18 protein-coding genes are annotated in these 26,895 nt (G+C 73.4%); 10 read left to right on the top strand and 8 right to left on the bottom strand.

The genetic code is table 11. The features are described from left to right. Nucleotides 1-143: 143 nt before the first annotated feature. The 3 genes from EV190_RS09920 to EV190_RS09910 are packed head-to-tail and all read right to left on the bottom strand — an operon-like array spanning nt 144 to nt 3,568. Nucleotides 144-1,037: an RNA polymerase sigma-70 factor gene (locus EV190_RS09920; protein ID WP_133741190.1), complete on the bottom strand. Its 894-nt coding sequence runs from the start codon at nt 1,035-1,037 to the stop codon at nt 144-146. Between the two features lie 48 nt (nt 1,038-1,085). Then, on the bottom strand, nt 1,086-2,222 hold the full coding sequence (gene metX, locus EV190_RS09915; RefSeq protein ID WP_133741189.1) for a homoserine O-acetyltransferase MetX: 1,137 nt from the start codon (nt 2,220-2,222) through the stop codon (nt 1,086-1,088). Further along, nucleotides 2,219-3,568, bottom strand: coding sequence for a bifunctional o-acetylhomoserine/o-acetylserine sulfhydrylase (locus EV190_RS09910; RefSeq protein WP_133741188.1), 1,350 nt, complete (start codon nt 3,566-3,568; stop codon nt 2,219-2,221). Before EV190_RS09910 ends, metX begins: the two co-directional genes overlap by 4 nt. Nucleotides 3,569-4,111: 543 nt before the next feature. On the opposite strand from EV190_RS09910, the gene EV190_RS09905 reads away from it, so the two are divergent. The 8 genes from EV190_RS09905 to EV190_RS09870 all read left to right on the top strand — a co-directional run bounded on the left by EV190_RS09905 (nt 4,112) and on the right by EV190_RS09870 (nt 19,126). After that, a complete protein-coding gene (locus EV190_RS09905) occupies nt 4,112-4,849 on the top strand; it encodes a (Fe-S)-binding protein (protein WP_133741187.1) in 738 nt (245 codons plus the stop codon). Then, nucleotides 4,846-6,285, top strand: a complete 1,440-nt coding sequence (locus EV190_RS09900; RefSeq protein WP_133741186.1) for a lactate utilization protein B — start codon at nt 4,846-4,848, stop codon at nt 6,283-6,285. The genes EV190_RS09905 and EV190_RS09900 overlap by 4 nt, the downstream gene beginning before the upstream one ends. Beyond that, nucleotides 6,282-6,911, top strand: coding sequence for a LutC/YkgG family protein (locus EV190_RS09895; RefSeq protein ID WP_133741185.1), 630 nt, complete (start codon nt 6,282-6,284; stop codon nt 6,909-6,911). Before EV190_RS09900 ends, EV190_RS09895 begins: the two co-directional genes overlap by 4 nt. 211 nt (nt 6,912-7,122) lie before the next feature. Next, complete coding sequence (locus tag EV190_RS09890; protein WP_166655430.1) at nt 7,123-7,953, top strand: hypothetical protein; 831 nt, start codon at nt 7,123-7,125, stop codon at nt 7,951-7,953. 95 nt (nt 7,954-8,048) lie between these two features. Beyond that, on the top strand, nt 8,049-10,952 hold the full coding sequence (locus EV190_RS09885; RefSeq protein WP_133741183.1) for an outer membrane protein assembly factor BamB family protein: 2,904 nt from the start codon (nt 8,049-8,051) through the stop codon (nt 10,950-10,952). 345 nt (nt 10,953-11,297) lie between these two features. Next, nucleotides 11,298-11,945 (top strand): DUF1449 family protein, encoded by a 648-nt coding sequence (locus tag EV190_RS09880; RefSeq protein WP_133741182.1) that lies wholly within the window; start codon nt 11,298-11,300, stop codon nt 11,943-11,945. Between the two features lie 55 nt (nt 11,946-12,000). Then, the gene (locus tag EV190_RS09875) at nt 12,001-14,148 is read left to right on the top strand and encodes an SPFH domain-containing protein (RefSeq protein ID WP_133741181.1); all 2,148 of its coding nucleotides are present in this window, start codon (nt 12,001-12,003) and stop codon (nt 14,146-14,148) included. 55 nt (nt 14,149-14,203) lie between these two features. Then, nucleotides 14,204-19,126 (top strand): DNA repair ATPase, encoded by a 4,923-nt coding sequence (locus tag EV190_RS09870; protein WP_133741272.1) that lies wholly within the window; start codon nt 14,204-14,206, stop codon nt 19,124-19,126. Nucleotides 19,127-19,204: 78 nt separating this feature from the next. Here the strand turns inward: EV190_RS09870 and EV190_RS09865 are convergent, their stop codons facing one another. The 5 genes from EV190_RS09865 to EV190_RS09845 all read right to left on the bottom strand — a co-directional run bounded on the left by EV190_RS09865 (nt 19,205) and on the right by EV190_RS09845 (nt 24,111). After that, nucleotides 19,205-19,594 carry an RNHCP domain-containing protein gene (locus tag EV190_RS09865; protein WP_133741180.1) on the bottom strand — a complete coding sequence of 130 codons (390 nt, stop codon included), beginning with the start codon at nt 19,592-19,594 and terminating at the stop codon, nt 19,205-19,207. Between the two features lie 296 nt (nt 19,595-19,890). Further along, complete coding sequence (locus tag EV190_RS09860; protein ID WP_394345513.1) at nt 19,891-20,772, bottom strand: carbohydrate ABC transporter permease; 882 nt, start codon at nt 20,770-20,772, stop codon at nt 19,891-19,893. 14 nt (nt 20,773-20,786) lie between these two features. Next, entirely contained in the window at nt 20,787-21,719 is a 933-nt protein-coding gene (locus EV190_RS09855; RefSeq protein WP_133741179.1) for a carbohydrate ABC transporter permease, read from the bottom strand. Next, nucleotides 21,716-23,071 carry an ABC transporter substrate-binding protein gene (locus tag EV190_RS09850; RefSeq protein ID WP_133741178.1) on the bottom strand — a complete coding sequence of 452 codons (1,356 nt, stop codon included), beginning with the start codon at nt 23,069-23,071 and terminating at the stop codon, nt 21,716-21,718. The genes EV190_RS09855 and EV190_RS09850 overlap by 4 nt, the downstream gene beginning before the upstream one ends. Before the next feature lie 38 nt (nt 23,072-23,109). Continuing rightward, nucleotides 23,110-24,111: a zinc-dependent alcohol dehydrogenase family protein gene (locus EV190_RS09845; RefSeq protein WP_133741177.1), complete on the bottom strand. Its 1,002-nt coding sequence runs from the start codon at nt 24,109-24,111 to the stop codon at nt 23,110-23,112. A gap of 122 nt (nt 24,112-24,233) precedes the next feature. Between EV190_RS09845 and EV190_RS09840 the strand changes: the two genes are divergently transcribed. Both EV190_RS09840 and xylB read left to right on the top strand, forming a co-directional pair. Continuing rightward, nucleotides 24,234-25,229 carry a sugar-binding transcriptional regulator gene (locus EV190_RS09840; RefSeq protein WP_133741176.1) on the top strand — a complete coding sequence of 332 codons (996 nt, stop codon included), beginning with the start codon at nt 24,234-24,236 and terminating at the stop codon, nt 25,227-25,229. A gap of 118 nt (nt 25,230-25,347) precedes the next feature. Next, nucleotides 25,348-26,742, top strand: coding sequence for a xylulokinase (xylB, locus tag EV190_RS09835; protein ID WP_133741175.1), 1,395 nt, complete (start codon nt 25,348-25,350; stop codon nt 26,740-26,742). Nucleotides 26,743-26,895 lie beyond the last annotated feature (153 nt).

The following is a 26,895-nucleotide window of genomic DNA, read 5'->3' as shown; positions in this document are numbered from 1 at the left end:
CCCGGTTCCCCGGCGCCCGCGACGGTGCGTCGTTGTCACCTCTTGAACCGGGCGGCGGCCCGATCCATGACGGAACAGGGGAGCGAAAGAGGAGTGACCCGCGCCACATGGCGATCCCCGGGGTCATCGGGGGAAGCACCGGGTCAGGCCCCGGAGGCGGCGAGCTGCCCCGCCAGGTACTCCAGTTTGTCCGGGTTGGCGACGACGCGGACCGCCGTGACGAGGCCGTCGGCCACCTCGGGCAGTACGACGCCGAACGGGCGGCCACCGAGAAGGCCGACGAGGGCGGGCTGGCCGTTGACCTCGACGATCCGGATCTCCGCGCCCTCGGGGAGTCCTCCCAGCACACCGATGACGAAGAGCCTGGCGACCTTGGCGGCCCCCGTGACCGGGCGCCGGGCCGCCCTCCTGACCTTGCCGCCGCCGTCGGTCCAGGACACGACGTCGGCGGCGAGCAGCCGCTCCAGCCCAGCCATGTCCCCGTCGGCCGCGGCCGCCAGGAAGCGCTCGACGACCCGCCGCCGCTCCGGCGCCGACGCCTCGAACCGGGGCCGGTCCCGGCCCAGGCGCAGGCGGGCGCGGTGGTGGAGCTGCTGGGAGGCGGACTCGGTGACGTCGAGGATGTCGGCGATCTCGCGGTGCCCGTAGCCGAACGCCTCGCGCAGCACGAACACCGCCCGTTCGGGGGGAGTCAACCGCTCCAGCAGCACCAGGAACGCCATCGACACCGACTCGCGCAGCTCGGCGGTCTCCAGCGGCCCGGGCGCGGGGTCGGCGGTGAGGACCGGTTCGGGCAGCCACGACCCCACGTACCGCTCCCGCCGGGCCCGCGCGGAGTCGAGCCGGTTCAGGCACAGGTTGGTGAGCACCTTGGCCAGCCAGGCCGCGGGCGTCCCGATCAGCGCGCGGTCGGCGGCGTTCCAGCGCAGGAAGGCGTCCTGCACCGCGTCCTCGGCCTCGCTCGCCGATCCCAGCAGCCGGTACGCCAGCGCGAGCAGCCGCGGCCGCTGCGCCTCGAACTCCTCCGTCGCGGACACGGGTCGATCGTACGGCCCGCCGGAGCCGGTCGGCGGCCGCCCCGGCGCTCAGTCCGCCAGGAGTTCCTTGACCAGCGCCGCCACCTGGTCGATCTCCACCAGGAAGCCGTCGTGCCCGGCCGCCGAGTCGATCAGCCGGAGCCCGTCCGCGCCGGGGATGCCCGCCGCCAGCTCCTCCTGCCGCGCGAGCGGGTACAGGTGGTCGCTGCCCACCCCGCCGACCACGGTGCGCGCGGCGACCCGGCCCAGCGCCCGGGGGACGCCGCCCCGGCCCCGGCCCACGTCGTGGGTGTTCATGGCCTCGGTGAGCAGCACGTAGCTGCCCGCGTCGAAGCGGCGGGCCAGCTTGGCCGCGTGGTGGTCCAGGTAGGACTCCACCGCGAACCGGCCGCCGCCCATCGGGTCCTCGCCGTCCTGGGCGAGGCGGCCGAAGCGCTCGTCGAGCTCCCCGGCCCCCCGGTAGGTGATGTGCGCGATCCGCCGGGCGATCCCCAGTCCGGCGACCGGCCCCGGGCCGGGACGGTCGTGGTAGTCGCCGCCGTGCCAGTCCGGGTCGGACCGGACGGCGTGCAGCTGCGGCGCGGCCCACGCGATCTGCCGCGCGGAGCTCGCGGCGGGGCAGGCCAGCAGCAGCAGGCGCGCCACCCGCCCGGGGTGCCCCGCCGCCCACTCCAGGGCGCGCATCCCGCCCATGGAGCCGCCGACGACCGCCGCCCACTCGGCCACGCCCAGCGCGTCGGCCAGCGCCAGTTCGGCCGCGACGGTGTCCCGGATGGTGATCCGGGGGAACCGGGAGCCCCAGGGCCGCCCGTCGGGCGCCGTCGACGCGGGGCCGGTGCTGCCCTGGCAGCCGCCGAGCACGTTGGGCGCGACGACGAAGTAACGGTCGGTGTCCAGCGGCAGGCCGGGGCCGACCAGCCCCTCCCACCAGCCGGGGCTCGGGTGGCCGGGCCCCTCGGGCCCCGCGACGTGGCTGTCGCCGGTCAGCGCGTGCAGCACCAGGACCGCGTTGGAGCGGTCCGCGTCGAGCGTCCCCCACGTCTCGTACGCCAGGCGCACGTCGGGCAGCTCGGCCCCCGACTCCAGCCGGAGCGGCCCGGCCCCGGTCCAGCGCCGGTTCCCGGGCGGGTCCCCCTCCCGCCACGCACCGGCGGCGGGAGGGGGAACGGCGGCGCCGTCGGTCACTGGTACGCCTTGGCGGCGCGCAGTCCCGCCTCCAGGTCCGCCCGCAGGTCGTCCAGGTTCTCCAGGCCCACGGCGAGCCGCACCAGGCCCGGGGTGACGCCCGCGGCCAGCCGCTCCTCGGGGGACAGCTGGCCGTGCGTGGTGCTGGCCGGGTGGACGATGAGGCTGCGCACGTCGCCGATGTTGACGAGCTGGCTGAACAGCTCGGTGCCGTCCACGAACGCCCGGCCCGCCTCGACGCCGCCGCGCAGGTCGAAGGAGACGATGGCGCCCGTGCCGTTCGGCAGGTACTTCCGGGCGGCGGCGTGGTGCGGGCTGGAGGGCAGGCCCGCGTAGTAGACCTTCTCCACCTCGTCGCGGGACTCCAGCCACTCGGCGAGCGCCTGGGTGTTGGACACGTGCCGCTCCATGCGCAGCGACAGCGTCTCGATGCCCTGCAGGATCAGGAAGCTGTTCAGCGGGGCGATGGCCGCGCCGGTGTCGCGCAGCAGCTGCACCCTCAGCTTGGCGGCGAACGCGCCGGGGCCCAGCGCCTCCCAGTACTTCAGCCCGTTGTAGCTGGGGTCGGGCTCGACGAACCCGGGGAAGCGGGCGCCGTGCGCGCCGAAGTCGAAGGTGCCGCCGTCCACGACGACGCCCGCCACGGCGGTTCCGTGGCCGCCGAGGTACTTGGTGGCCGAGTGGACCACGACGTCCGCGCCGTGCTCGATCGGGCGCAGCAGGTAGGGCGTCGGCACGGTGTTGTCCACGACCAGCGGAAGGCCGATGTCGTGGGCGACGTCCGCCAGGCCCCGGATGTCCAGCACGTTGCTGCCGGGGTTGGCCAGGCTCTCGGCGAAGAACAGCTTGGTGTCGTCCCGGGCGGCCGAGCGCCAGGCGTCGAGGTCGTCCTGGTCCTCGACGAAGGTCACCTCGACGCCGAGCTTGGGAAGCGTGTAGCGCAGGAGGTTGTAGGTGCCGCCGTACAGGGACGGGCTGGCCACGATGTGGTCGCCCGCGCCGACCAGGTTGAGGAAGGCCGCGGTGGTGGCCGCCATGCCCGACGCGAACGCGACCGCGGCGACGCCGCCCTCCAGTGCCGCCACGCGCTGCTCCAGCACGTCCTGCGTGGGGTTCATGATCCGGGTGTAGATGTTGCCGGGCTCGGCGAGGCTGAACAGGTCCGCGCCGTGCTGGGTGTCCCGGAAGACGTACGAGGTGGTCTGGTAGATCGGCGTGGCCCGCGCGCCCGTGGCCGGGTCCGGCTGGGCTCCGGCGTGGATCTGCTTGGTCTCGAACGACCACTCGCCGGTCTCGGGCGCGGTGGGCTCGGGCGCGGGCGTGGTGTCGGGGGCTTCGGCGGTCATGATGCTCCTGTCGAAACGCACTGCTCGGTGGACTGGGGACCGCGCGCGGACGGACGCCGCGCCGGTGCGGTCGGCTGGTCCGGGGAAACGGGGTGGTCGGCGGCGCGCCGGTGGGAAAGGGGCGCGGCGGGGCGTGCCTGCTGTCAGGCCGCGGCCCGACAGAGCATGCTGCTCACGCGGGCGTAGTCGACGTGTCGACGGGAGACGAGCTCAACCATGCCAACGAGGTTAACCACAGTCTCAGCATTCCGTCCAGCCGTCTCACCATGTGAGAGGAAACGCGTCGACCTGCGGGCCGAAGGCCTCTGGACGGCCGCGAGACAGGCCGTTCCGCGGTCGGGTCCGCGGGACCCGCCGGCTCCCGGCTTCCGGGACCGCCGGGGGCGAGGGGTGTCCGGCCACTCGCGAACGCGAAGTCCTCAGACCAATTTTCCCCTAACCCCTCGCCCAGCTCTCGTTTCAAGCAAGAACGGCTGGTAGATTCCGCATTGGTCCGATCAATCCCGGGCTCGCGTTCGTGTTCACCATGAGGTGGGGAGGCCCATGCGGATCGCACTGTTCATCACCTGCGTGAACGACACCCTGTTCCCCGGCACCGGGCAGGCCGTCGTCCGGCTGCTGGAGCGGCTGGGGCACGAGGTGGTGTTCCCGCCCTCGCAGACCTGCTGCGGGCAGATGCACTACAACACCGGGTACCGCCGCGACGCGCAGAAGCTCGCGGTGCGCTTCGTGGAGACCTTCGCCGACTACGACGTGGTCCTCGCCCCGTCCGGGTCGTGCGCGGCCATGGTCCGCGACAACTACCGCAAGCTGGGCGAGCCCGGCAGCCGCCTGGAGCGCGCGTCCGCCGAGCTGGGCCCCCGCGTCCTGGACCTGTCCGAGCTCCTGGTGGACGTCCTCGGCGTCACCGACGTGGGCGCGTACTTCCCGCACAAGGTCACCTACCACCCCACCTGCCACGGCCTGCGCATGCTGGGCCTGGGCGACCGCCCCACCCGGCTGCTGCGCGCGGTGCGCGGGCTGGAGCTCGTGGAGCTGGAGGGCGCCGAGGAGTGCTGCGGCTTCGGCGGCACCTTCGCGGTGAAGAACGAGGCCGTGTCCGCGGCGATGGGCTCGGACAAGGCCCGGCACGTCGCCGACACCGGCGCCGAGGTGCTGTGCGCGGTCGACAACTCCTGCCTCATGCACATCGGCGGCACGATGGACCGCCAGCGATCGGGGGTACGGGTCATGCACCTGGCCGAGATCCTGGCCTCGACCGAGAAGGAGCCCGCCCTGTGAGCGGAACTTTCCTGGGGATGCCCCCGTTCCCGCAGGCCGCCGGGATCGCCACCGGCGACGCCCAGCTGCGCCACAACCTGCGCAAGGCCACCCACACCATCCGCGGCAGGCGCGCCTCGGTGGTCGGCGAGCTCGACGACTGGGCCGAGCTGCGCGCGGCGGGCAAGGCCATCAAGGACCGCACCCTGCGCCACCTGGACGTCTACCTGGAGCGGCTGGAGGAGACGGTCACCGCCGCCGGGGGCCACGTGCACTGGGCCGCGGACGCCGCCGAGGCCAACGCCATCGTCACCCGCCTGGTCAAGGCGACCGGCGAGACCGAGGTGGTCAAGGTCAAGTCGATGGCCACCCAGGAGATCGAGCTCAACGAGGCCCTCGCCGAGGCCGGGATCACCGCGTACGAGACGGACCTGGCCGAGCTCATCGTGCAGCTCGGGGAGGACCGCCCCTCCCACATCCTCGTCCCGGCGATCCACCGCAACCGCGCCGAGATCCGCGAGATCTTCGACCGCACCATGAGCGACTGGGGCGTGCCCGCGCCCGAGGACCTCAGCGACGACCCCCGCGCGCTCGCCGAGGCCGCCCGGGTGCACCTGCGCGAGAAGTTCCTCACCACCAGGGTCGCGGTGTCCGGGGCGAACTTCGCCGTCGCCGACACCGGGACCCTGGTGGTGCTGGAGTCCGAGGGGAACGGCCGGATGTGCCTGACCCTGCCCGAGACGCTGATCTCGGTGGTGGGGATCGAGAAGCTCGTGCCCACCTGGCAGGACCTGGAGGTGTTCATGCAGCTGCTGCCGCGCTCCTCCACCGGCGAGCGGATGAACCCGTACACCTCCACCTGGACCGGCGTGACCCCCGGCGACGGGCCGCGGGAGTTCCACCTGGTGCTGCTGGACAACGGCCGCACCGACGTCCTCGCCGACGAGGTCGGACGCCAGTCGCTGCGCTGCATCCGCTGCTCGGCCTGCCTGAACATCTGCCCCGTGTACGAGCGCGCGGGCGGCCACGCCTACGGCTCGGTGTACCCGGGCCCCATCGGCGCGATCCTCACCCCGCAGCTGCGCGGCACCTCCTCGGAGCTGGATGCCTCCCTGCCGTACGCCTCGTCGCTGTGCGGCGCGTGCTACGAGGTGTGCCCGGTCGCGATCGACATCCCCGAGGTGCTGGTCCACCTGCGCGGCAAGGTCACCCAGGGCAAGGGGCACGCCGCCGAGCGCGCCGCCATGGGCGCGGCCGGGTGGGTTCTGGGCGACGAGAAGCGGCTGGGCCTGGCCCAGCGCGCGGCGGGCAGGGCGCGCAACCTGGTGCCCCGGCGGCTGCCGGGTCCGGGCGCGGCCTGGACCGACACCCGCGACATCCCCGACATCCCGGCCGAGTCCTTCCGCGACTGGTGGGCCGGGCACGAGAAGGAGAAGAAGAAGGGAGGCGGCCGATGAGCGGATCACGTGAACGGGTCCTGGCCCGGGTGCGGGCGGCGTTGGCGGACGTGCCGCGCGCCGAGGAGCCCGAGGACGTCGCGGTGCCGCGCGGCTACGCCCGCGCGCACACCCCCGTGGAGCTGGTCGAGCTGCTGGTCGACCGCCTGGAGGACTACAAGGCGCTGACCCGCCGGGTGTCGGAGGCCGACCTGCCCGAGGAGATCGCCGCCGCGCTGGCGCGGCGCTCGGTCGGGCGCGTGGTGGTGCCCACGGACCTGCCCGGGGAGTGGACGAGCCGCGTCGACGCGGCCGTGCTCACCGACGAGGCGCTCGACATCGCCGCCCTCGACGCGGCGGACGGCGTGCTCACCGGCTGCGCCGTGGTCGCCGCCGAGACCGGCACGATCGTGCTGGACGCGGGCCCGGCCCAGGGGCGGCGGGCCCTCACCCTCGTGCCCGACTACCACCTGTGCGTGGTCCGCGTCGACCAGATCGTGCCGGACGTCCCCGACGCCGTCAGCCGCCTGGACCCGTCCCGCCCCCTCACCTGGATCAGCGGCCCCTCGGCCACCAGCGACATCGAACTCGACCGCGTCGAGGGCGTCCACGGCCCGAGGACCCTGGAAGTCCTGATCGTCGAGTAGCCCGCACCCCTCCCTTGTTGATCTTGACCTTTTCGGGGTCTCAACCGCGGTTGAGACCCCGAAAAGGTCAAGATCAACAAGGGGTTGTGGACAGGCATCCCCGGTGGACGGCGGTCGGCCGCACCCTGGACACATGCCAACCCTCCCGGAGATTCCCGAACCCCTCAGAACAGGCCCGTTCCGCGGCACCGAAGCGTGCCGGAAGGGGACGTTGACCGCGGAGCAGCTGCGGAGCGGCTGCTGGCGTCGGCTGCTGCGCGACGTCTACGTGTTCGCCGGACTGCCCGACACCATCGAGCAGCGCGTCCACGCGCTCGCGCTCGTCCTGCCGGAGGGGGCCGTCCTCAGCGGGAGCACCGCGGCCTGGCTGTACGGGGCGGACATCCGCCGGTGGAACGACCCCCTGGAGATCACCCTGCCGCGAGGTGCTCCGATGAGACCGCGGCGCGGCCTGTCGATCCGGCGCGCCGAGCTGCTCCCCGAAGACGTGACGCGGTTCGCGGGGTTGCTCGCCACCACCCCCCTGCGCACCGGACTCGACCTCGCGCGCAGGACCGGTCCGGGCGGGAACGACACGGAAGCGGTCGTCGCGGTGGACGCGCTCACCCACCTCGGGTTGTTCACACCCGAGGAGCTGGCCGACCACGCGCGACACGAACGCTTCGCCGGGTGGCGCGGGATCCGACGCGCCGTCCTCGTCGCGGAGCAGGCCGAACCCGCGAGCGAGTCCCCCGGCGAGTCCCGGCTGCGGATGAAGCTCGTACGGGCGGGGCTTCCCCGCCCCGAGGCCCAGATCAACCTGTTCGCCCCGTCCGGCCGACACGTGGCCCGCCTCGACCTCGGCTACCGGGAACAGCGGATCGCCGTCGAGTACGACGGGGTCGTGCACCGCGAAAGGTGGCGCGAGGACGCGGCACGCCGCAACGCCGTCAAGGACCTCGGCTGGGACCTCTACGTCTGCACCCAGGCCGACCTCCACCCCGCGAACACCGCGATCCTCGCCTACCTCCGGCGCGAGCTCTCACTTCCTCGCCGATCTTGACCTTTTCGGGGTCTCAGCCGCAGTCGAGACCCCGAAAAGGTCAAGATCGGCGGAGGTTCGCCTTCCTGTCACCGTTCACTGGCAGAGTGCCGCGCATGTACCCCTCAGTGGAAGAGTCATGGAAGCGCGTCCTCGACTGGCTGGACGCGAACGTGCCCGGGAGTCCGGAGCTGCGGCGGGAGCCGCCGACCGACGAGGAGGTCCGCCGCCTCGAAGAGGAGGCCCTCGGGTTCCCCCTTCCCCCCGACCTGGTGGCGTGGTGGCGGATGCCGCGCTTCGACGACCTCACGGTGTTCCCTCCCGACCACGCCTCCATCGGGCTCGGCGAGGTCGCCTCCATCCGGGGTGCGGCCCTGGAGTCCAGAGGAGCCGACAGCGGGTTCGCGGACCCGGCACACGACGGCGACGGCGACGGCGAGGCCGGGACCCCTCCCCCGCACTACTCCGAGTACTTCGTCCCGATCGCCGCCGACGGGTCGGGCGACCACATGTTCGTCGACCTGCGCGAGGGCCCCCGGCAGGGCTGCGTCATGAGCTGGCGCCACGACGACGCCAACGACGAGCCCGCCGAGTGGCCGAGCCTCGCCCACCTGCTCGCCGACGTCGCGGACGCCATGCACGACGGAAGGCCGGCGGGACTGTGGCGATACCGGGACCGGGGCGAACCGGTCACCGGGGACAGCGGCTACCTCCCGGTCCCCGCCAAGGGCGACCCCGCCGACGAGGAGCGCGAGCACCTGGAGTGGGAGACCCCCGCGGAGCTCGGCGTCGCCGACTCCCCCGCCGCCGCCCCGCTCCCGCCGCCCCCCGCCGGAGCCGGCACGCACGCCCGGGGCGACACGATGCTGCCCGGCCAGACCCTCCGGCGCCAGTCCCTCACCTCCGCCTCCGGCGAGTACACGCTCGTCCACCAGAACGACGGCAACGTCGTGCTGTACCGCGACCACGACGGCCGGTCCCTGTGGGAGACCGGGAGGCACCGCGGGGGGACGTTGCGCCTCGCCCTGCGCGAGGACGGCGACCTGGTGCTCCACAACGCCCGGGGGGACGAGGTCTGGAGCACCGGGACCGCGGGCAGCCCGGGCGCGCGCCTGGTCGTCCGGGACGACGGCGACGTCGTGCTGTACGACGGGGCGGGCGAGCGGCTGTGGGCCACCGGCACCGTCCGGCGCCCCCTCCCCGAGGGCCCGCACGCGCGGGGCGACGCGCTGCTGCGCGGCCAGACCCTCCGACGCCAGTCCCTCACCTCCGCCTCCGGCGAGTACACGCTCGTCCACCAGAACGACGGCGACCTCGCCCTCTACCGGGACAGCGACGACCACGCCCTGTGGACGTCCGGCACCCGCCGGGCCTCGGTCGGGGCCCTCGCCCTGCACGAGGACGGCGACGTCGTCCTCCACGACGCCGACGGCGCCCCCGTCTGGCGCACCGGCACCTCGGGGCTTCCGGGCGCGCGCCTGGTCGTCCGGGACGACGGCGACCTCGCGCTGCACGACGCCGACGGCAGGCCGCTGTGGGCCACACGCACCGCCCGGTACCCGCTGTCGGAGTGGCCGCCCGCGCAGGGCGACACGATGCTGCCCGGCCAGGTCCTGGGGCCGCGGTCGCTCTCCTCGGCCTCGGGCGAGTACCACCTCGTCTACCAGTACGACGGCAACCTCGTCCTCTACCAGGGCCCCCGCGGCAACGCCATGTGGGCGTCCGACACCCAGGGCGCCTCGATCGGGGCCCTGGCGCTGCACGAGGACGGCGAGCTCGTCCTCCACGACGCCGGCGGCGCCCCCGTCTGGCGCAGCGGCACCTCCGGCAGCCCCGGCGCGCGCCTGGTCGTCCGGGACGACGGCGACCTCGTCCTCCTCGACGAGGCGGGCGAGCGGCTGTGGCACACCGACACCGTCCGGCGCCCCCTCCCCGAGGGGCCGCCCGCCCAGGGCGACACGGTCCTGCCCGGCCAGGTCCTCCGGCGCGGGTCCCTCTCCTCCGCCTCGGGCGAGTACCACCTCGCCCACCAGCACGACGGCAACCTCGTCCTCTACCGGGGCTCCCACGGCCACGCCCTGTGGGCGACGGACACGTACGGCGCCTCCGTCGGGGTCCTGCACCTGGGGGAGGACGGCGACCTCGTCCTGTACAACAGCGGCGGCGCCCCCGTCTGGCGCAGCGGCACCTCCGGCAACCCCGGCGCGCGCCTGGTCGTCCGGGACGACGGCGACCTCGTCCTCCTCGACGAGGCGGGCCGGCGGCTGTGGCACACCGGCACGGCGCAGGCGAGCAGGCTGCCCGAGGGGCCGCCCGCCCAGGGCGACACGATGCTGCCCGGCCAGACCCTCCGGCGCGGCACCCTCACCTCCGCCTCCGGCGAGTACCACCTCGCCCACCAGCACGACGGCAACCTCGTCCTCTACCGGACCGGCTCCAGCAGCGCCCTGTGGGCGTCGGACACCTACGGCTCGTCCGTCGGGGTCCTGCACCTGGAGGAGGACGGCGACCTCGTCCTCTACGACGCCGACGGCGACCTGGTCTGGAACAGCGGAACCGAGGAGAACCCCGGCGCGCGCCTGGTCGTCCGGGGCGACGGCAACGTCGTCCTGTACGGCGAGGACGACGAGGAGCTGTGGGCCACCGACACCGAGGTCGTACGGCGCCCCCTGCCCGAGGGGCCGCCCGCCCGGGGCGACACGATGCTGGGCGGCCAGGTCATGACCCCGGGGGCGCTGGACTCGGCCTCGGGCGAGTACCACCTCGTCTACCAGCACGACGGCAACCTCGTCCTCTACCGGGGGCCGCGCGGGCGCGCCCTGTGGGCGACGGGCACCCACGGCGCCTCCGTCGGGGTCCTGCACCTGGAGGAGGACGGCGACCTCGTCCTCTACGACGCCGACGGCCACCGGCTCTGGAACAGCGGGACCTCGGGCAACCCGGGAACCCGCCTGGTCGTCCAGGACGACGGCGACGCCGTGCTGTACGGCACCGACGGCGGGGCCCTCTGGCGCGTCTGACCCGCACCGGCGACGGGCCGGACCCCGGGCGGCGCCCCCCGGCCCGGCCGCGGCCCGCGTCCACTGCGGAGAAAACACCGCAAAAGGTGGGAACCGGATTTCACCCCGGCACGTCCTAGAAGCGCATGAACGTCACCCGCGACGATCGCGGAGGACGGATGCGGGCGCTGCCGGTCCGGTCGGCACGTCCGGGAGACCGGGCGTCCCGACCGGGCAGGTGACCGGTCGCGGACAGGGCGTTGCGGCCGGAAGGGCCGCTCGGTGGATTCCGCCCTGCGGACGGTTCCGGAACCGGCGGCCGCTTCCCGGATCCGGCTCCCGCGTGGAGGGGCTCAACAGACCGGTATGAGTGAATTCCTGTCCGCAGCGCTCGGTTTCCCCACGGCCCTGTTCAGCTTCGCCTTAATCGTCGTCATCGGCTACTGGGTCATGGTGGTCCTGGGCGCCCTCGGCCTCGACCTGCTCGACGCCGACGTCGACGAAGGCGCCGAAGCGGGCGGCTTCGCCGGGTTCATGTCGGGCATCGGCCTCGGAGGGATACCCGTCACCGTGTCACTCTCGCTCGTGATCGCCGTCTCCTGGTTCACCAGCCTCACCGGCGCCGCGCTCCTGGACGGCGCCGACCTCTCCTCCCCGATGGTCGTCGCGCTGGGCGTCGTCGTGCTCGCGATCGCGCTGGTCTGCGCCTGGGCCGCGACCAGCCTCCTCGCCGTGCTGTGGCGCCGCTTCGCCCCCGACGGCCGCGAGCCCTCCCAGCGCGACTTCGTCGGCCGGGTCTGCGTGATCAGGACCGGGCGGGTGGACAAGGACTTCGGCCAGGCCGAGGTGTCCTCCGCCGACGGCTCCACCGCGCTCGTCCAGGTCCGCCAGAACGGCGACGACCCCCTCACCTCGGGCAGCACCGCCCTGATCTTCGAGTACGACGACGCCGGGGCGTTCTTCTGGGTCACGGCCTACGACGCCGAACTCGACCCGGACCGCCCCGTCTCCTGACCCGGCCCGCACCCGCACCGATCGCCAGTTCGCCCACCGATCGCTAGGACCCCCCATGGAAACAATCACCGCAGGGGTCGGCGTGCTCATCGCCGTCCTCCTCCTCGTCCTCCTGGGGCTGCTGTTCGTCATCAGCCGCCTGTTCCGCAAGGTCGAGCAGGGCAAGGCCCTGATCGTCTCCAAGGTCACGAAGGTGGACGTCACCTTCACCGGCGCCGTCGTGCTGCCGGTCCTGCACAAGGCCGAGGTCATGGACATCTCGGTGAAGACGATCGACATCGCCCGGACCGGCAAGGAGGGCCTGATCTGCCGGGACAACATCCGCGCGGACATCCGCATCACCTTCTTCGTCCGGGTCAACAAGACCACCGAGGACGTCATCAAGGTCGCCCAGGCCATCGGCACCGAGCGCGCCAGCGACCAGTCCACCCTCCAGGAGCTGTTCAACGCGAAGTTCTCCGAGGCGCTCAAGACCGTCGGCAAGCACCTCGACTTCGAGGACCTCTACACAAAGCGCGACGAGTTCCGCGACCGGATCATCCACGTCATCGGCACCGACCTCAACGGCTACAGCCTCGAGGACGCGGCCATCGACTACCTCGAGCAGACCCCGATGACCCAGCTCGACTCGGCGAACATCCTGGACGCCCAGGGCATCCGCAAGATCACCGAGCTGACCGCGCTGCAGAGCATCAGCACCAACGAGCACCGCCGCAACGAGGAGAAGGAGCTCGAGCGCCAGAACGTCGAGGCGCGCGAGACCATCCTGGAGCTGGAGCGCCGCCGCGAGGAGGCCGAGACCAGGCAGAAGCGCGAGGTGGAGTCGCTGCGCGCCCGCGCCGAGGCCGAGACCGAGATCGTGCGCGCCGACGAGCTGCTCAAGTCCCAGGCCGCGCGCATCCGCGCCGACCAGGAGCTCGGCGTCCAGCGCGAGAACCGGGACCGCGAGATCGCGGTGGCCGAGAAGAACCGCGAGCGGGTCATCGCGATCGAGACCGAGCGCATCGAGAAGGACCGCCTGCTGGAGGTCATCGCCCGCGAGCGCGAGACCGACCTGTCGCGCATCGCCAAGGACAAGGAGCTGGAGGCCGAGAAGCGCGAGATCGCCGAGGCCATCCGCGAGCGCATCGCCGTCGACAGGACCGTCGCCGAGCAGGAGGAGAACATCAAGAAGCTGCGCGTGCTGGAGGAGGCCGAGCGCCACCGCCAGTCCGCGGTCATCCTCGCCGAGGGCGAGGCGCAGGAGAAGCTGGTCAAGGACATCAAGGCCGCCGAGGCCGCCGCGCAGGCCGCCGAGCACTCCGCCCGCGAGCAGCTGACCCTGGCCGAGGCGCGCCAGCGGGCCGCCGAGCTGGACGCCGCCGCGAGCATCCGCCTCGCCGAGGGCCGCCAGGCCGAGGCCGCCGCCGACGGGCTGGCCGAGGTCCAGGTCCGCGAGCGCGACGCCGCGGCCCTGGAGAAGACCGGCCGCGCCGAGGCGGTCGTCCGGCGCGAGAAGGCGCTCGCCCAGGCCGAGGAGATCGAGAAGCTCGGGCTCGCCCAGGCCGTCGCCGACCGCGAGCAGGCCCAGGCGCAGGCCGAGAAGGTCGAGAAGGTCGGGCTCGCCCAGGCCCTGGCCGACCGCGAGAAGGCGATGTCGGAGGCCACGCAGATCCGCGAGAAGCTCAAGGCCGAGGCCGAGGGCATCACCGACAAGGCCGAGGCGATGGCCGCGCTCGACGACGCCACCCGCGACCACGAGGAGTACCGCCTGCGCCTGGAGGCCGAGAAGGAGGTCCGCCTGGCCGGGATCGACGTCCAGCGCCGGGTCGCCGAGGCCCAGGCCAGCGTGCTGGGCAAGGGCCTGGAGAGCGCCGACATCGACATCGTCGGCGGCGACGGGATGTTCTTCGACCGCATCGTCAACTCGATCAGCGTCGGCAAGGCCGTGGACGGCTTCATGGAGAACTCCGCGACCGCCCAGTCCCTGGCCGGGGCGTGGCTGGACGGCTCCCAGGACTTCACCCGGGACCTGTCCCGGCTGCTGGGGTCGGTGGACTCCGAGGACGTCAGGAACCTCACCCTGTCGGCCCTGCTGCTCAAGCTGATCGACTCGGGCGGCCCCGACTCCGCCGGCCTCTCCGACCTGCTGCGGTCCGCGCGGCGGCTGGGCGTGGCCGACAAGCCGCTGTCCGAACTCGACGCGCACGCGCTGAAGCGGTGACGCGCCGGTGACCGACCTCGTCACGACGCCGGACGACGACCGGGCCGGGCTCGACATGGGCACCTTCGAGGTGCTCCGGGCCCGGCTGGGCGAGCAGGCCGCCGAGCTGGCCCGGCGCGCCGAGGCGCTGAACGCCGCGCGCCTGGGCGTCTTCGGCGGCACCGAACTGACGCTGCTGGGCACCGAGCGGATCCGCACCGCGCACAACTGCGTGCCGCGCGACATCGTGCCCGCGGGCGGCCTCATGCTGTTCGGCTACAACGTCTTCATCGGCCTCAGGTCCGAGACGCGCGTCGAGGACGTCCTCTCGCTGCACCGCTTCACGTCCGAGGACGACGCCTTCGCCTTCGCCGACGCCGGTCCGGGCGAACTGCCCGAGCTGCTGGACGACGAGCGGTTCCGCAAGGACTTCGCCGAGCTGTACCGGTACTTCCGCGACACCCGGCTGCTCCAGCTGCGCCGCGTCGAGGGCCGGCTGCTGGCGGTCTTCCAGACCGGGCCCGCCACCTCCGACATCCGGGTGCTGCGCTGGCGCGTGGGCCCCGACGGGGGCCTGTCCTACCTGGACAACAAGGGCGAGCGGGACCACGTCTTCCCGCCGCGGCAGGACCTCGCCTGGGTGGAGGCCACCCGCGAGGACCACGTCGTCGGCCGCCACCCGCACATCTCCATCGCCGACGAGCTGTTCGTGGAGACGGTCGGCGGCGACCTCACCGTCAAGGTCGAGAACAACACCGAGACCGGCGAGGGCGTCTACAGCGAGCCGGTGGCCGAGCCGCTGCAGAGCCTGGCCGACGCGAGCGTCGCGCACGCCCGGGTGGGCCCGCTCATCCTGCTGCGCGTCCTGCCCTACAAGGAGACCGAGCACCGGTACCTGGTGTTCAACACGCGCACCCGGGACGTGGTCCGCCTGGACGGCATCGGGCAGGCCTGCCAGCGGCTGCCCGAGGACCAGGGCCTGATCTTCCCCGGCGGCTTCTACCTGTCCACCGGGGTGGCCAGGACCTTCGACACCGACGTGGCGGACCTGGAGTTCCAGCAGCTGGTCCGCTCGCCCAACGGCGAGGACGTGCTGTACGTCTTCCACTCCCGGGCCGACGGCCGCAGCCTGCTGCTGCCGTACAACGTGATCCGCAAGGAGGTCGCCAACCCGATCACCTGCCACGGGTACTCGGTCTTCGACGACGGGACCATGGTGGTGTTCCGCGCCCTGTCGGAGGAGCCCACCCGGGTCCACCCCATGCAGGTGTGGCGGACCCCGTTCCAGTCCGACGCCTACGCCGCCCGCCAGCCCGTGGGCACCGGCCCGCTGGAGCGGGTCGGCAACGCCGACCTGGTCCGGGGCGTCTCCGACGCGCTGTCGGTGGCCCGGATGGTCGACGAGATGGCGCCCTCCGCCCGCGTGTTCGAAGGGCTGATCGCGGCCTGCCGGCGGACCCTGGACCAGTACCACTGGCTGGGCGACGCCGACCTGGGCGACCTGCGCGAACCGCTCACCCGGGTGCGGGCCACCGCCGGTCAGGTGCTGGACGAGTTCGAGAAGGTCCAGTCGTTGACCGCGCGGGCGGCCGCGGCCCTGGACGAGGCCGGGAGCGACGTCACCGCGCTGGTGCGCCGGGTACGCGGCGAGGCGCCCGCCTCGGCGGACGAGTGGGTGCGCCGCCTGGCCGAGCTGCGCCGGTCCCAGGGGCGCCTGGAGACGCTGCGCGAGCTGCGCTACGTCGACACCGGCCGGCTGGACGCGCTCGCCGGGACGCTCGTGGACGACCTGGCCTCGGCCGGGCGGCGGGCGGTGGAGTTCCTGAGCGGGGACGACGCCTTCACCGGCTACCACGCCGACGTGGCCGCGCTGATCGCCGGGGCCGAGGCCATCGCCACCGTCGCGGACGCCGCGCCCGTCGAGGCACGGCTAGCCGAGCAGACCGAGGGCCTGGAGACCGTCACCGAGGTCGTCGGCTCGCTCGACATCGCCGACGCGACCGTGCGCACGCGCATCCTGGAGCGCATCGGCGAGGTGCTGGGCTCGGTCAACCGGGCCCGCGCCACCCTGGCCGCGCGGCGCCGGGAGCTGCTGGCCGCCGAGGGGCGGGCGGCGTTCGCGGCGGAGTTCGCGCTGCTGGGCCAGGCGGTGACCGGCGCGATCGCGATGGCCGACACCCCCGAGGCGTGCGACGAGCAGCTGGGGCGGTTGATGCTCCAGGTGGAGAACCTGGAGTCGCGCTTCGGGGAGTTCGACGACTTCCTGGACGAGCTGGAGGCCAAGCGCGAGGACGTCTACGAGGCGTTCAGCGGGCGTAAGCAGGCCCTGCTGGACGAGCGCGTCCGCCGCGCGGACCGGCTCGCCGAGTCCGCCGAGCGCGTCCTGGGCAGCGTGCGCCGCCGGGCGGCGTCGCTGGGCTCCGTCGACGAGGTGAACACCTACTTCGCCTCGGACCCCATGGTGGCCAGGCTCCGCTCCACCGCCGACGAGCTGCGCGCGCTCGGCGACCAGGTGCGCGCCGAGGAGGTCGAGGGGCGGGTCAAGTCGGCCCGCCAGGAGGCCGGCCGGGCGCTGCGCGACCGCCTCGACCTGTTCACCGACGGCGGCGAGTCGGTCCGGCTGGGGCCGCACCGGTTCGCGGTGAACACCCAGCCGCTCGACCTGACGCTGGTGCCGCACGACGGGCGGATGGCGTTCAGCATCACCGGGACCGACTACCGCTCGCCGGTGGCGGCCGAGGGCTTCGACGAGACCCGGCCGTTCTGGGAGCAGCACCTGGTGTCGGAGACGCCCCAGGTGTACCGGGCGGAGTTCCTGGCCGCGGCGGTCCTGGCCGACGCCGAGGCGGGTGAGGGCGGGACCACCGCGGCGGCGCTGCGCGAGGCCGCCGAGGACCCCGACGCGCTGCTGGCCGTGGTGCGCGGGGCCGCCGAGTCCCGCTACGACGAGGGGTACGAGCGCGGCGTCCACGACCACGACGCGGCCCTCGTCCTGGGTGCGCTGCTGCGGCTGCACGGCGGGGCGGGGCTGCTGCGCTACCCGCGCGCCGCCCGCGCGGCGGCGCAGCTGTTCTGGGCGTTCGGCGCGCGGGACGCGGCGAAGCGGTCCTGGGCCACGCGGGCGCGCTCGCTGGCGCGGGCCCGCTCGGTGTTCGGCTTCGGGCGCGGCGGCGCGGTCGGCGAGCTGTCCGCCGAGCTGGGCGCGGCCGTCGCGGTGTTCCTGGAGGGGGCGGGGCTCACCGCCGCCTACGCCGACGGCACCTCCCAGGCGGGCGAGTACCTGTTCGAGGAGCTCGCCTCGGGGACCGGTCCCGCCGGGTTCGCGGCGGGCTCCGGCGCCCGCTCGCTCGTGGAGCGGTTCCGCCGGAGCCTGGGCGTGGCCGCGCGCGGGGAGCTCGACGCCGACCTCGCGGCGCTGGGGCCCGACCTGGCGGCGCGGCACCAGCTGGTGGCGGCGTGGCTGGGGGCGTACCTGGCCTCTGCGGAGCGCCCCGGCGAGGACGCGGACCTGCCCGAGGCGGTCGCGCTCGAACTGGCCCCGGACCTGGAGCGGTACGAGTGCGACGGCCCGCTGTCGACGGTGGTCGAGGGGCTGCTCGGGGCGCACCCGCGCGTGCGCGGGCGGCGCCTGGAGCTGCGCCTGGACGAGACCCTGGAGCGTACCCGGCTCTTCCGCGCGGAGCGCGTCCCCGCGTACCGCGCCTACCAGCGGCGGCGCAACGAACTGGTGGCCGCCGAGCGCGCGCGGCTGCGGCTGGACGAGTACCGGCCCACGGTGATGAGCTCGTTCGTGCGCAACCAGCTGCTCGACGAGGTGTACCTGCCGTTGATCGGCGACAACCTCGCCAAGCAGCTGGGGGCGGCGGGCGACGCCAAGCGCACCGACCAGATGGGGCTGCTGCTGCTCGTCTCCCCGCCCGGCTACGGCAAGACCACGCTGATGGAGTACGTGGCGAGCCGCCTGGGCCTGGTGTTCGTGAAGGTGAACGGCCCGTCGCTGGGGCACGCGGTGACCTCGGTGGACCCGGCGGAGGCGCCCGACGCGACCGCGCGCCAGGAGGTCGAGAAGATCTCGTTCGCCCTGGAGGCCGGGAACAACGTGCTTCTGTACCTGGACGACATCCAGCACACGTCTCCGGAGCTGCTGCAGAAGTTCATCTCGCTGTGCGACGGCCAGCGCCGGATGGAGGGCGTGTGGGAGGGCCGCACGCGGACCTACGACCTGCGCGGCAAGCGGTTCGCGGTGTGCATGGCCGGCAACCCGTACACCGAGGAGGGCAAGCGGTTCCGGGTCCCGGACATGCTCGCCAACCGCGCCGACGTGTGGAACCTGGGCGACGTGCTGAGCGGACGGGAGGAGCTGTTCGCGCTGAGCTACGTCGAGAACGCGCTGACCTCCAACCCGGTGCTGGCCCCGCTGTCCACCCGCGAACGCGGGGACGTGCGGCTCCTGGTGCGCATGGCGCGCGGCGACGAGGGCGTGCGGCCCGACCGGCTCGCGCACCCGTACTCGTCGGTGGAGCTGGACCAGATCCTGTCGGTGCTGCGCAAGCTGCTGCGGGTCCAGGAGGTGGTGCTGGCCAACAACCGCGCCTACATCGCGTCGGCGGCGCAGTCGGACGCCTCGCGGACGGAGCCGCCGTTCCGACTGCAGGGCTCCTACCGGAACATGAACAAGCTGGCCGAGCGCATCGTCCCGGTGATGAACGACGCCGAGCTGGAGGCGGTGATCGACGACCACTACCGGGGCGAGGCGCAGACCCTCACCTCGGGCGCGGAGGCCAACCTGCTGAAGCTGGCGGAGCTGCGCGGCCGCATGACCGAGGAGCAGCGGGCCCGCTGGGCGGAGGTGAAGGCCGCCTTCCTCCGCGCCCGGGCGCTGGGCGGCGCGGACGACGACCCCCTGTCCCGCGCCGTGGGCGCGGTGGGCCTCCTCGCCGACCGCGTCGGAGCGGTCGAGACCGCCATCACCCGGGCGGCCCGGGGCTTCAAGGAGTAGCGGGCTTCCGGCGGGGCGGTGGGGGCCGCGCCCGGACCCAGTGGTCCGGGCGCGGCCTTCTTCGCGGGGTTCGCCCGGTCAGAGCATGGCCAGGCGCTCCAAGGGGAACGGGGGCCTGGCGAGCGGGCGGGTGGCCATGCCCACCAGCAGCAGCGGGTTGTCGTCGCCCGCGGTCCGGTTGGCGCTCAGCTCGTCGCAGCCGGTGCAGCGGTGGATGATCACCCATTCGCCGTCGCCGCGCACCGCGATGGAGATGGGCTCCATGCGGGAGTGGCAGTCCGACGCCCGGTCGCCCGGGACGCGGTCGTCCACGTGCTTGCTGTGCAGGCAGTTCGGGCAGTGGTTGCGGTGGGCGGTGCCCGGCGCGCTCATGGACACGTCGAGGCGGCAGTGCAGGCAGCGGAACGACTCGGCGCCCTGGCGGGCGCGCGGACGGGAGTGGGAACGGTCGTCGCGTCGTCGTGACACGGTGGGTTGCTCCTTGCGGGAAAGGTCGGGCGAGAACACGGGACAGACGTGTCGCGCCGCCCGCCGCCTCCGCGAGGGGCCGGATCGGATTGGCGACCGGTACGGTCACCGGGCCGAGCGGTGCCCCTCCCCGAGGAGGCGGACGACGCTCACCGAAGGCCTGGCCACAGACTCACCGCTTTCCCGGAGGACGAAGGAACCGCGGGCGCCGTCGGATCCGGCGGCGGCCCGCCCGGTCGATTGAATCCGGGCGGGCCGTCTCCGCGCAACAGGTTTTCCCGGGCGTCCCCCGGCCCCTACTTCACCGCCCCCATGGACAGCCCGCGCACCAGTTGGCGCTGGGCGGTCCAGCCGATGACCACGATGGGCAGGGAGGCCAGCGTCGCCGCGGCGGCGAGCTGGGCCCAGAACAGCCCCTCGCTGGTGATGAACCCGACCATGAACACCGGCACCGTGGCGGCCTGCGAGGCGGTCAGGTTCACCGCGAGGAAGAACTCGTTCCACGAGAAGATCATGCAGATCAGCGCGGTCGCGGCGACCCCGGGCGCCATGACGGGCAGCATCACCGACCAGAGCACGCGGGGCAGCCCCGCCCCCTCCATGCTCGCCGCCTCGATGATGCTCCTGGGCACCTCCAGGAAGAAGGAGCGCAGCATCCACACCGCGATGGGCAGGTTCATGGCGGTGTAGAGGACGACCAGGGTCCAGATGTTGTCCAGCATCGAGAGCCGGGCGGCGGCCACGTACAGCGGGACCACCACCGCGACCACCGGCAGCATCTTGGTGGAGATGAAGAAGAACAGGACGTCCTGGGTGCGCCGGACCGGCCGGATCGACAGCGCGTAGGCGGCGGGGACGCCCAGCAGCAGCACCAGCAGGGTGGAGAGCAGCGTCGCGGTCAGGGAGTTCCCCAGGTAGGGCAGGAAGTCCGAGGCGAGTACGGTGCGGAACTGGTCGAGGGTCGGCTCGAAGAAGAGCTTGGGCGGATCGGTGGCCGCGTCGCCCTCCTGCTTGAACGCGGTCAGCGCCAGCCACAGCGCCGGGGACACGAACACCAGGGCGATCGCCCAGGTCGCCGTGGTCAGGGCGGCGGCCCCGACCGCGCCCCGGCGGCGCGGCCGGGCGGTCGGCGGCGCGGGGGCCCGGGTGGCGCGGGGGGCCGCCGCGTCGGGTTTCACCAGGGCTTCGGCCGTCACGAGATCCCCTCCTGGGCGGACATGAACGAGCGGAAGATGAGCCGCAGCGCGAGCGTGGCCACGATGATGGTGCCGACGACCACGACCACGCCCATGGCGGCGGACTGGCCGATGTCGAACCCGAGGAAGGTCCGCTGGTAGATGTAGAAGGGCAGGTTGGCGCTGGCGGTGCCCGGCCCGCCCTGGGTCATCATGTAGATCGTGTCGAAGGTGTTGACCACGTAGATCGAGCCCAGCAGCACGCCGAGCTCGATGTAGCGGCGCAGGTGCGGCAGCGTGATCCCGACGAACATCTGCCACCGGCTCGCGCCGTCCACCTGGCCCGCCTCGATGACGTCGCGGCCCTGGCTCTGCAGTCCGGCCAGCACCAGCAGCATCATGAACGGGGTCCACTGCCAGACCATCGCGGTGACCACCGAGACGAGCGGGTACTGCGACACCCAGTCCACGTCGCCCAGCCCGAACGGGGTCAGGACGAACCCGACCAGCCCGAACACCGGGTCGAACATGGTGGTCTTCCACAGGAGCGCGGTGGCCACCGGGATGATCAGGAACGGTGTGATCAGCAGGGTCCGCACCACGCCCCGCCCGGGGAAGCGGCGGTCCAGCAGCATCGCCAGGCCGACGCCCAGCGCCATCGAGACCAGCACGCAGGCGGCGGTGAACAGGACGGTGTTGGACGCCGCGCCGAGGAACTGCGCGTCGGTGAAGACGGCGAGGTAGTTGGCCGGGCCGACGAAGGTCCGCGAGCCGGGCCGCAGCAGGTTCCACGACTGCAGCGAGTAGAAGACCGTGACCAGGAACGGAAGCTGGGTGACGACGACCGTGAAGACCAGCGCGGGCAGCAGCGGCGCGCGCAGCGCCCAGCCCTGGGCGCGCTCGGCCGCGCGGGCGCGCGGCGCGGGCGCCGTTCCGGTGGCGGCGCTCATCGGTCCTCCTCCTTGTACGCGTCTCCCACGGTCTGGGCGTACCGCTGGCTCTGCTCCAACGCCTCGTCCACGGTGACGCGCCCGGCGATCGCGGCGCTGAGCTGCTGGCTGACCCGGGTGCCCAGGTCCTGGAACTCGGGGATGGCGAGGAAGCCGATGCCGGTGTAGGGGACCGGCCGCGTCCCGGGGTTCTCGGGGTCCGCGTTCTCGATGCCCTGGAGCATGGGGCCGGCGTAGGCTCCGGCGGCCTCCTGGTACTCGGGGATCTCGAAGGTGGACAGGCGGTTGCCGGGCGGGACGCGCTGCCAGCCGTACTCCTCGCCGACGGTGCGGATGTAGTCCTTGTCGGTCATCCAGGACAGGAACGCCCACGCCTCGTCCTTGTGCTCGGACGTGGCCGGGATGCCCAGCGACCAGGTGTAGAGCCATCCCCCGTAGCCGCTCTCGGCGACGGGCGCGGGGGCGTAGCCGCTCAGGCCGACGACGGTGCTGGAGTCGGGGTCCTCGACGGTGCTGACCATGGAGGTGGAGTCGTAGAACATCGCGGCGCGGCCCTGGCTGTAGCGGTTCAGGCAGTCGCCGAACCCGCTGTTGGCCGCGCCGGCCTGGCCGTGCTCGCGGACCAGGTCCACGTAGAACCCGGCGGCCTCGCGGAACTCGGGCGAGTCCAGCTGGGCGTTCCAGTCCTCGTCGTACCAGCGCCCGCCGAAGGTGTTGAGGAGGCTGTTGAACGGGGCCAGCACCTCGCCCCAGCCCGCCAGGCCGCGCAGGCAGACGCCCGCGACCCCCGCCTCGGGGTCGTCGAGTTCGGCGGCCAGCTCCGCGACCTCGTCCCAGGTGGGGTTCTCCGGCATCTCCAGGCCCGCCTCCTCGAAGAGGTCGGTGCGGTAGGCGAGGAAGGAGGACTCCCCGTAGAAGGGGACGGAGTACATGTCGCCCTCGTGGGAGAGGTCCTCGCGGATGGAGGGGATGAAGTCGGCGTCGTCGTAGCCGTCGGTGGCGTCGATGTAGGGCTGGAGGTTCTCCAGCCAGCCGTACCCGGCCCACTGGCGGGTCTCGTAGTTGCTGATCATGACCGCGTCGAACTCGCCGCCGCCGGTGGCGATGGAGGTGGTGATCTTGGCGCGGGCCTCGTTCTCGGGCAGGCTGACGAACTTCACGGAGACGCCCGGGTTCTCGGCCTCGAACTCCGACTGGAGCGAGACGGCGTCCTGCATCTGCGGGTTGGCGACGATGGCGATGACGAGCGTGGTGCCGTCCGTGCCCGCCGGGAGCGCTCCGGCTCCGGCGCAGCCGGAGAGCAGCAGCGTTCCCGTGCAGAGCGCGGCGAGCGGGGGCAGCGTCGTGCGCATCGGGTCCTCCTTCCTCCAGGGGCGTTGCCGACGCGGGATCAGTTGTCGGTACCGGGCGTGACCTGCACCTTCACGCCCGCTCCCGAGCGCATGAGGTCGAGGGCCGCGGGGAAGTCCCCGAGCGGCAGGGCGTGGCTGAGCAGCGGGTCGACGCGCACCCGGCCCGAGGCGAGGAGGTCGAGGGCGGCGCCGTAGCTGTTGAGCACGGCCATGGAGCCCACGACGGTGATCTCGTCGTTGTAGATGCGGAACGGGGAGAGGTCCACGCGGGCGTCGTCGGCGGCGACCCCGAAGACGAGCAGGCGGCCGCCGCGCTGGAGCGCGCCGAACGCGGCCTCGATGGCGGGCGGCGCACCGGTGACGTCCACGGCGGCCTCGAAGCGCTCGTCGCCCAGGTCGGCGACGTCGGTCGCGGTGGCGACGGCGCCGAGGTCGGCGGCGATCTTGAGGCGGTCGCGGTTGCGGTCGACCATGGTGACGGCGGCCCCGCCGTCCTGGAGCAGCTGCTGCAGGAGCAGGCCCATCGTCCCGGCGCCGACCAGGAGGAAGCGCTCACCGGGCCGCACGCCGACGCGGCGCACGCCGTGCACGGCGCAGGACAGCGGCTCGACGGCGGCGGCCTGCCGGTAGGTCATCTCCCCGGGGATCCGGTAGCAGTTCACGGCGGGCGCGGCCACGTACTCGGCGAAGGCGCCGTCCACGGTGTCGCCGATGGCGCCCCAGTTCGCGCAGAGGTTTCCGCGCCCGGCCCGGCAGAAACGGCAGTGGCCGCAGAAGAGCGACGGGTCCACGGCGACGCGGTCGCCGACGCGCAGGCCGCCGGGGGCGTGCTCACCGACCGCGACGACCTCCCCGGCGAACTCGTGTCCGGGGACCAGCGGGTAGGGGCTGGGCGGGAACTCGCCGTCGGCGATGTGCAGGTCGGTGCCGCAGATCCCGCAGGCGCCCACCTTCAGCACGACTCCGTCGGGGGCGGGCGAGGGGTCGGGGCGGTCGCCGACGGTGATGGAACCGGGCTGTTCGATGATCGCTGCGCGCACACGTACTCCCACGGTAGACCGCTCAAATGAGCGGTAGATCACACATTTGATTGATGCCATTGAAAGCCCATCGGAAACGGGATGTCAACGTATGATTTGCGAATGAGCGGTTTGGTTATCAGATGAGCGCGCCTGACGCGCGGCGGCCCGACACCCCGGTGAACCCCCCGCAGAAGGAGAAGGCCACGACCAGAGGGCCCGCGGAGACCGTCCTGGTCTCCACCATCGCGCGCCGGTTCTACCTGGACGGGCGCTCCAAGGTGGAGATCGCGGAGGAGTTCGGGCTCAGCCGGTTCAAGGTGGCCCGCGCGCTCGACATCGCCCGCGACACCGGCATCGTCCGGATCTCCATCCGGCTGCCCTCGCAGATCGACGCGGACCTCTCCGACCGGCTGCGCGCCGCCCACGGCCTGGACCGCGCCATCGTCGTGACCGGGTTCGAGGACCCCGTCCAGACCCGCCAGCAGCTGGGGGCCACGGCCGCCGACCTGCTCGGCGAGATCGTCGAGGACGGCGACGTGCTCGGCCTGGCCTGGGGCCGCACCATCAACATCATGGGAGCCGAGCTGACCCGGCTCGCGCGGTGCACGACGGTGCAGCTGGGCGGGGTCTTCTCGCACCGCACGGGGGACGAGGGCTCGGTGGAGACCGTGCGCCGGGCCGCCCAGCTGTCCGGCGGGACCGCCTACCCCATCTACGCGCCGCTGATCGTGCCCGACGCCACCACCGCGCGCGCCCTGCGCGAGGACCCCGGCATCGCCTCGGCGTTCGCCCACTTCGACCGGCTGACCAAGGCGGTCGTGGCCATCGGCGGCTGGGACGAGCGGAGCTCCACCGTCTACCAGAGCCTCGATCCGGAGGCGCGCGAGGAGTACCGGGACCTGGGGGTGCGCGCCGAGGTCTCCGGCCAGCTGTTCGACGTCGAGGGCCGGTGGGTGCGCACCCCCCTCACGGACCGCCTGATCGGCGTCGGCGTCGAGCAGCTGCGCGCCGTCCCCGAGGTCATCGCGGTGGCCGGGGGGCCGGACAAGGCCGAGGCCGTGGGGGTGATGCTGCGCAGCGGGCTGGTCTCCACCGTGGTCACCGACGCGGAGACGGCCCGGAGCCTGCTGGCCTGAGGCGCCCCGAAGCCGCGCCGGTCGGCGGATCCGGCGGCCCGCACCCCTCGTCACCGGCTCACGGCAGCGGATAGGTTGATGCGCGCCGGTTCGAACCGCTCGACGGAAATGGTGGGTCATGGCACTGGTCGCCGGAGTGGACTCCTCAACCCAGTCCTGCAAGGTCGTGGTCCGCGACGCCGGGACCGGCCGCCTGGTCCGCAACGGGCGGTCCGGCCATCCGGGCGGGACCGAGGTCGACCCGGCCCACTGGTGGGACGCGCTGGGCGAGGCCCTGGCCGAGGCCGGCGGGCTCGACGACGTGGACGCGGTCAGCATCGCGGGCCAGCAGCACGGCATGATCTGCCTCGACGAGCGCGGCCGGGTCGTCCGGCCCGCGCTGCTGTGGAACGACACGCGCTCGGCCGGGGCCGCGTCGGACCTGGTGGCCGAGCTGGGGGCGGAGTACTGGTCCGAGGCGGTGGGCGCCGTCCCGGTGGCCTCCTTCACCGTCACCAAGCTGCGCTGGCTGGCCGAGCACGAACCCGGGGCCGCCGCCAGGACGGCGGCGGTGTGCCTCCCGCACGACTGGCTGACCTGGAGGCTGTCCGGCTCCACCGACATCGCCGACCTCGTCACCGACCGCTCCGACGCCTCGGGGACCGGCTACTTCGACGGGCGCACCGACGACTACCGCCGCGACCTGCTGACCCGCGCCCTGGGGCACGACGTCCTGCTCCCCCGGGTGGCGGGCCCCTCGGAGGCCGTCGCGCGCGGCGGCGGACCGGTGATCGGCCCGGGCGCGGGCGACAACGCGGCGGCGTCCCTGGGACTGACCGCGGGCGACGACGTGGTGGTGTCCCTGGGCACCTCGGGCACCGCGTTCGCGCGCTCCGCCCGGCAGGCGAACGACCCCAGCGGGCTCGTGGCCGGGTTCGCCGACGCGACCGGGGCGTTCCTGCCGCTGGTGTGCACGCTCAACGCGGCCCGCGTGCTGGACGCGGCGGCGCGGATGCTCGGCGTGACCCCGGCCGGGCTCGACGACCTGGCGCTGAGCGCCGAGCCCGGGGCGCGGGGGCTGGTGTTCGTCCCCTACCTGGAGGGCGAGCGCACGCCCAACCTGCCCGACTCCTCGGGAGCGCTGCACGGGCTGACCCTGGCCAACTCCACCCGGGAGAACCTCGCGCGGGCCGCGGTGGAGGGCGTGCTGTGCGGGATGGCGGCCTGCCTGGACGCCCTGGCCGCGCAGGGCGTCGCGGTCGAGAACGTCCGGCTGATCGGCGGCGCCGCGCGGTCCGAGGCGGTGCGCCGGATCGCCCCCGGAGTGTTCGGGGTACCCGTGCTGGCCCCGGGCCCCGGCGAGCGCGTCGCCGACGGAGCGGCCCGCCAGGCCGCCTGGGTCCTCTCGGGGGCCGGCGAGCCCCCGCACTGGACCGAGCAGCCGTCCCGCACCGAGCGCTTCGAGGCCGCCCCCACCCCCTGGGTCCGCGAACGCTACACCGAGGCCGCCGGGAAGTACCTGACCCGCCGCTAGGGAGGCGCCGGCGCGGGGGTGTTTCGCGCACCGGTGCTTCGGGTGGGTCCTTCGGCCTCTCGCCACGCGGATCGCGAGGTCACGGCGGGCGGCGGCGGGTGCGGGCCGGCCCCGCTCCCACCCGGAATGATCACGGGCTTTCCGCCCTTCAAG

The sequence above is a fragment of the Actinorugispora endophytica genome, assembly GCF_004363075.1.
GTDB lineage: Bacteria > Actinomycetota > Actinomycetes > Streptosporangiales > Streptosporangiaceae > Actinorugispora > Actinorugispora endophytica.
This window is presented reverse-complemented; position numbering and strand designations above follow the sequence as displayed.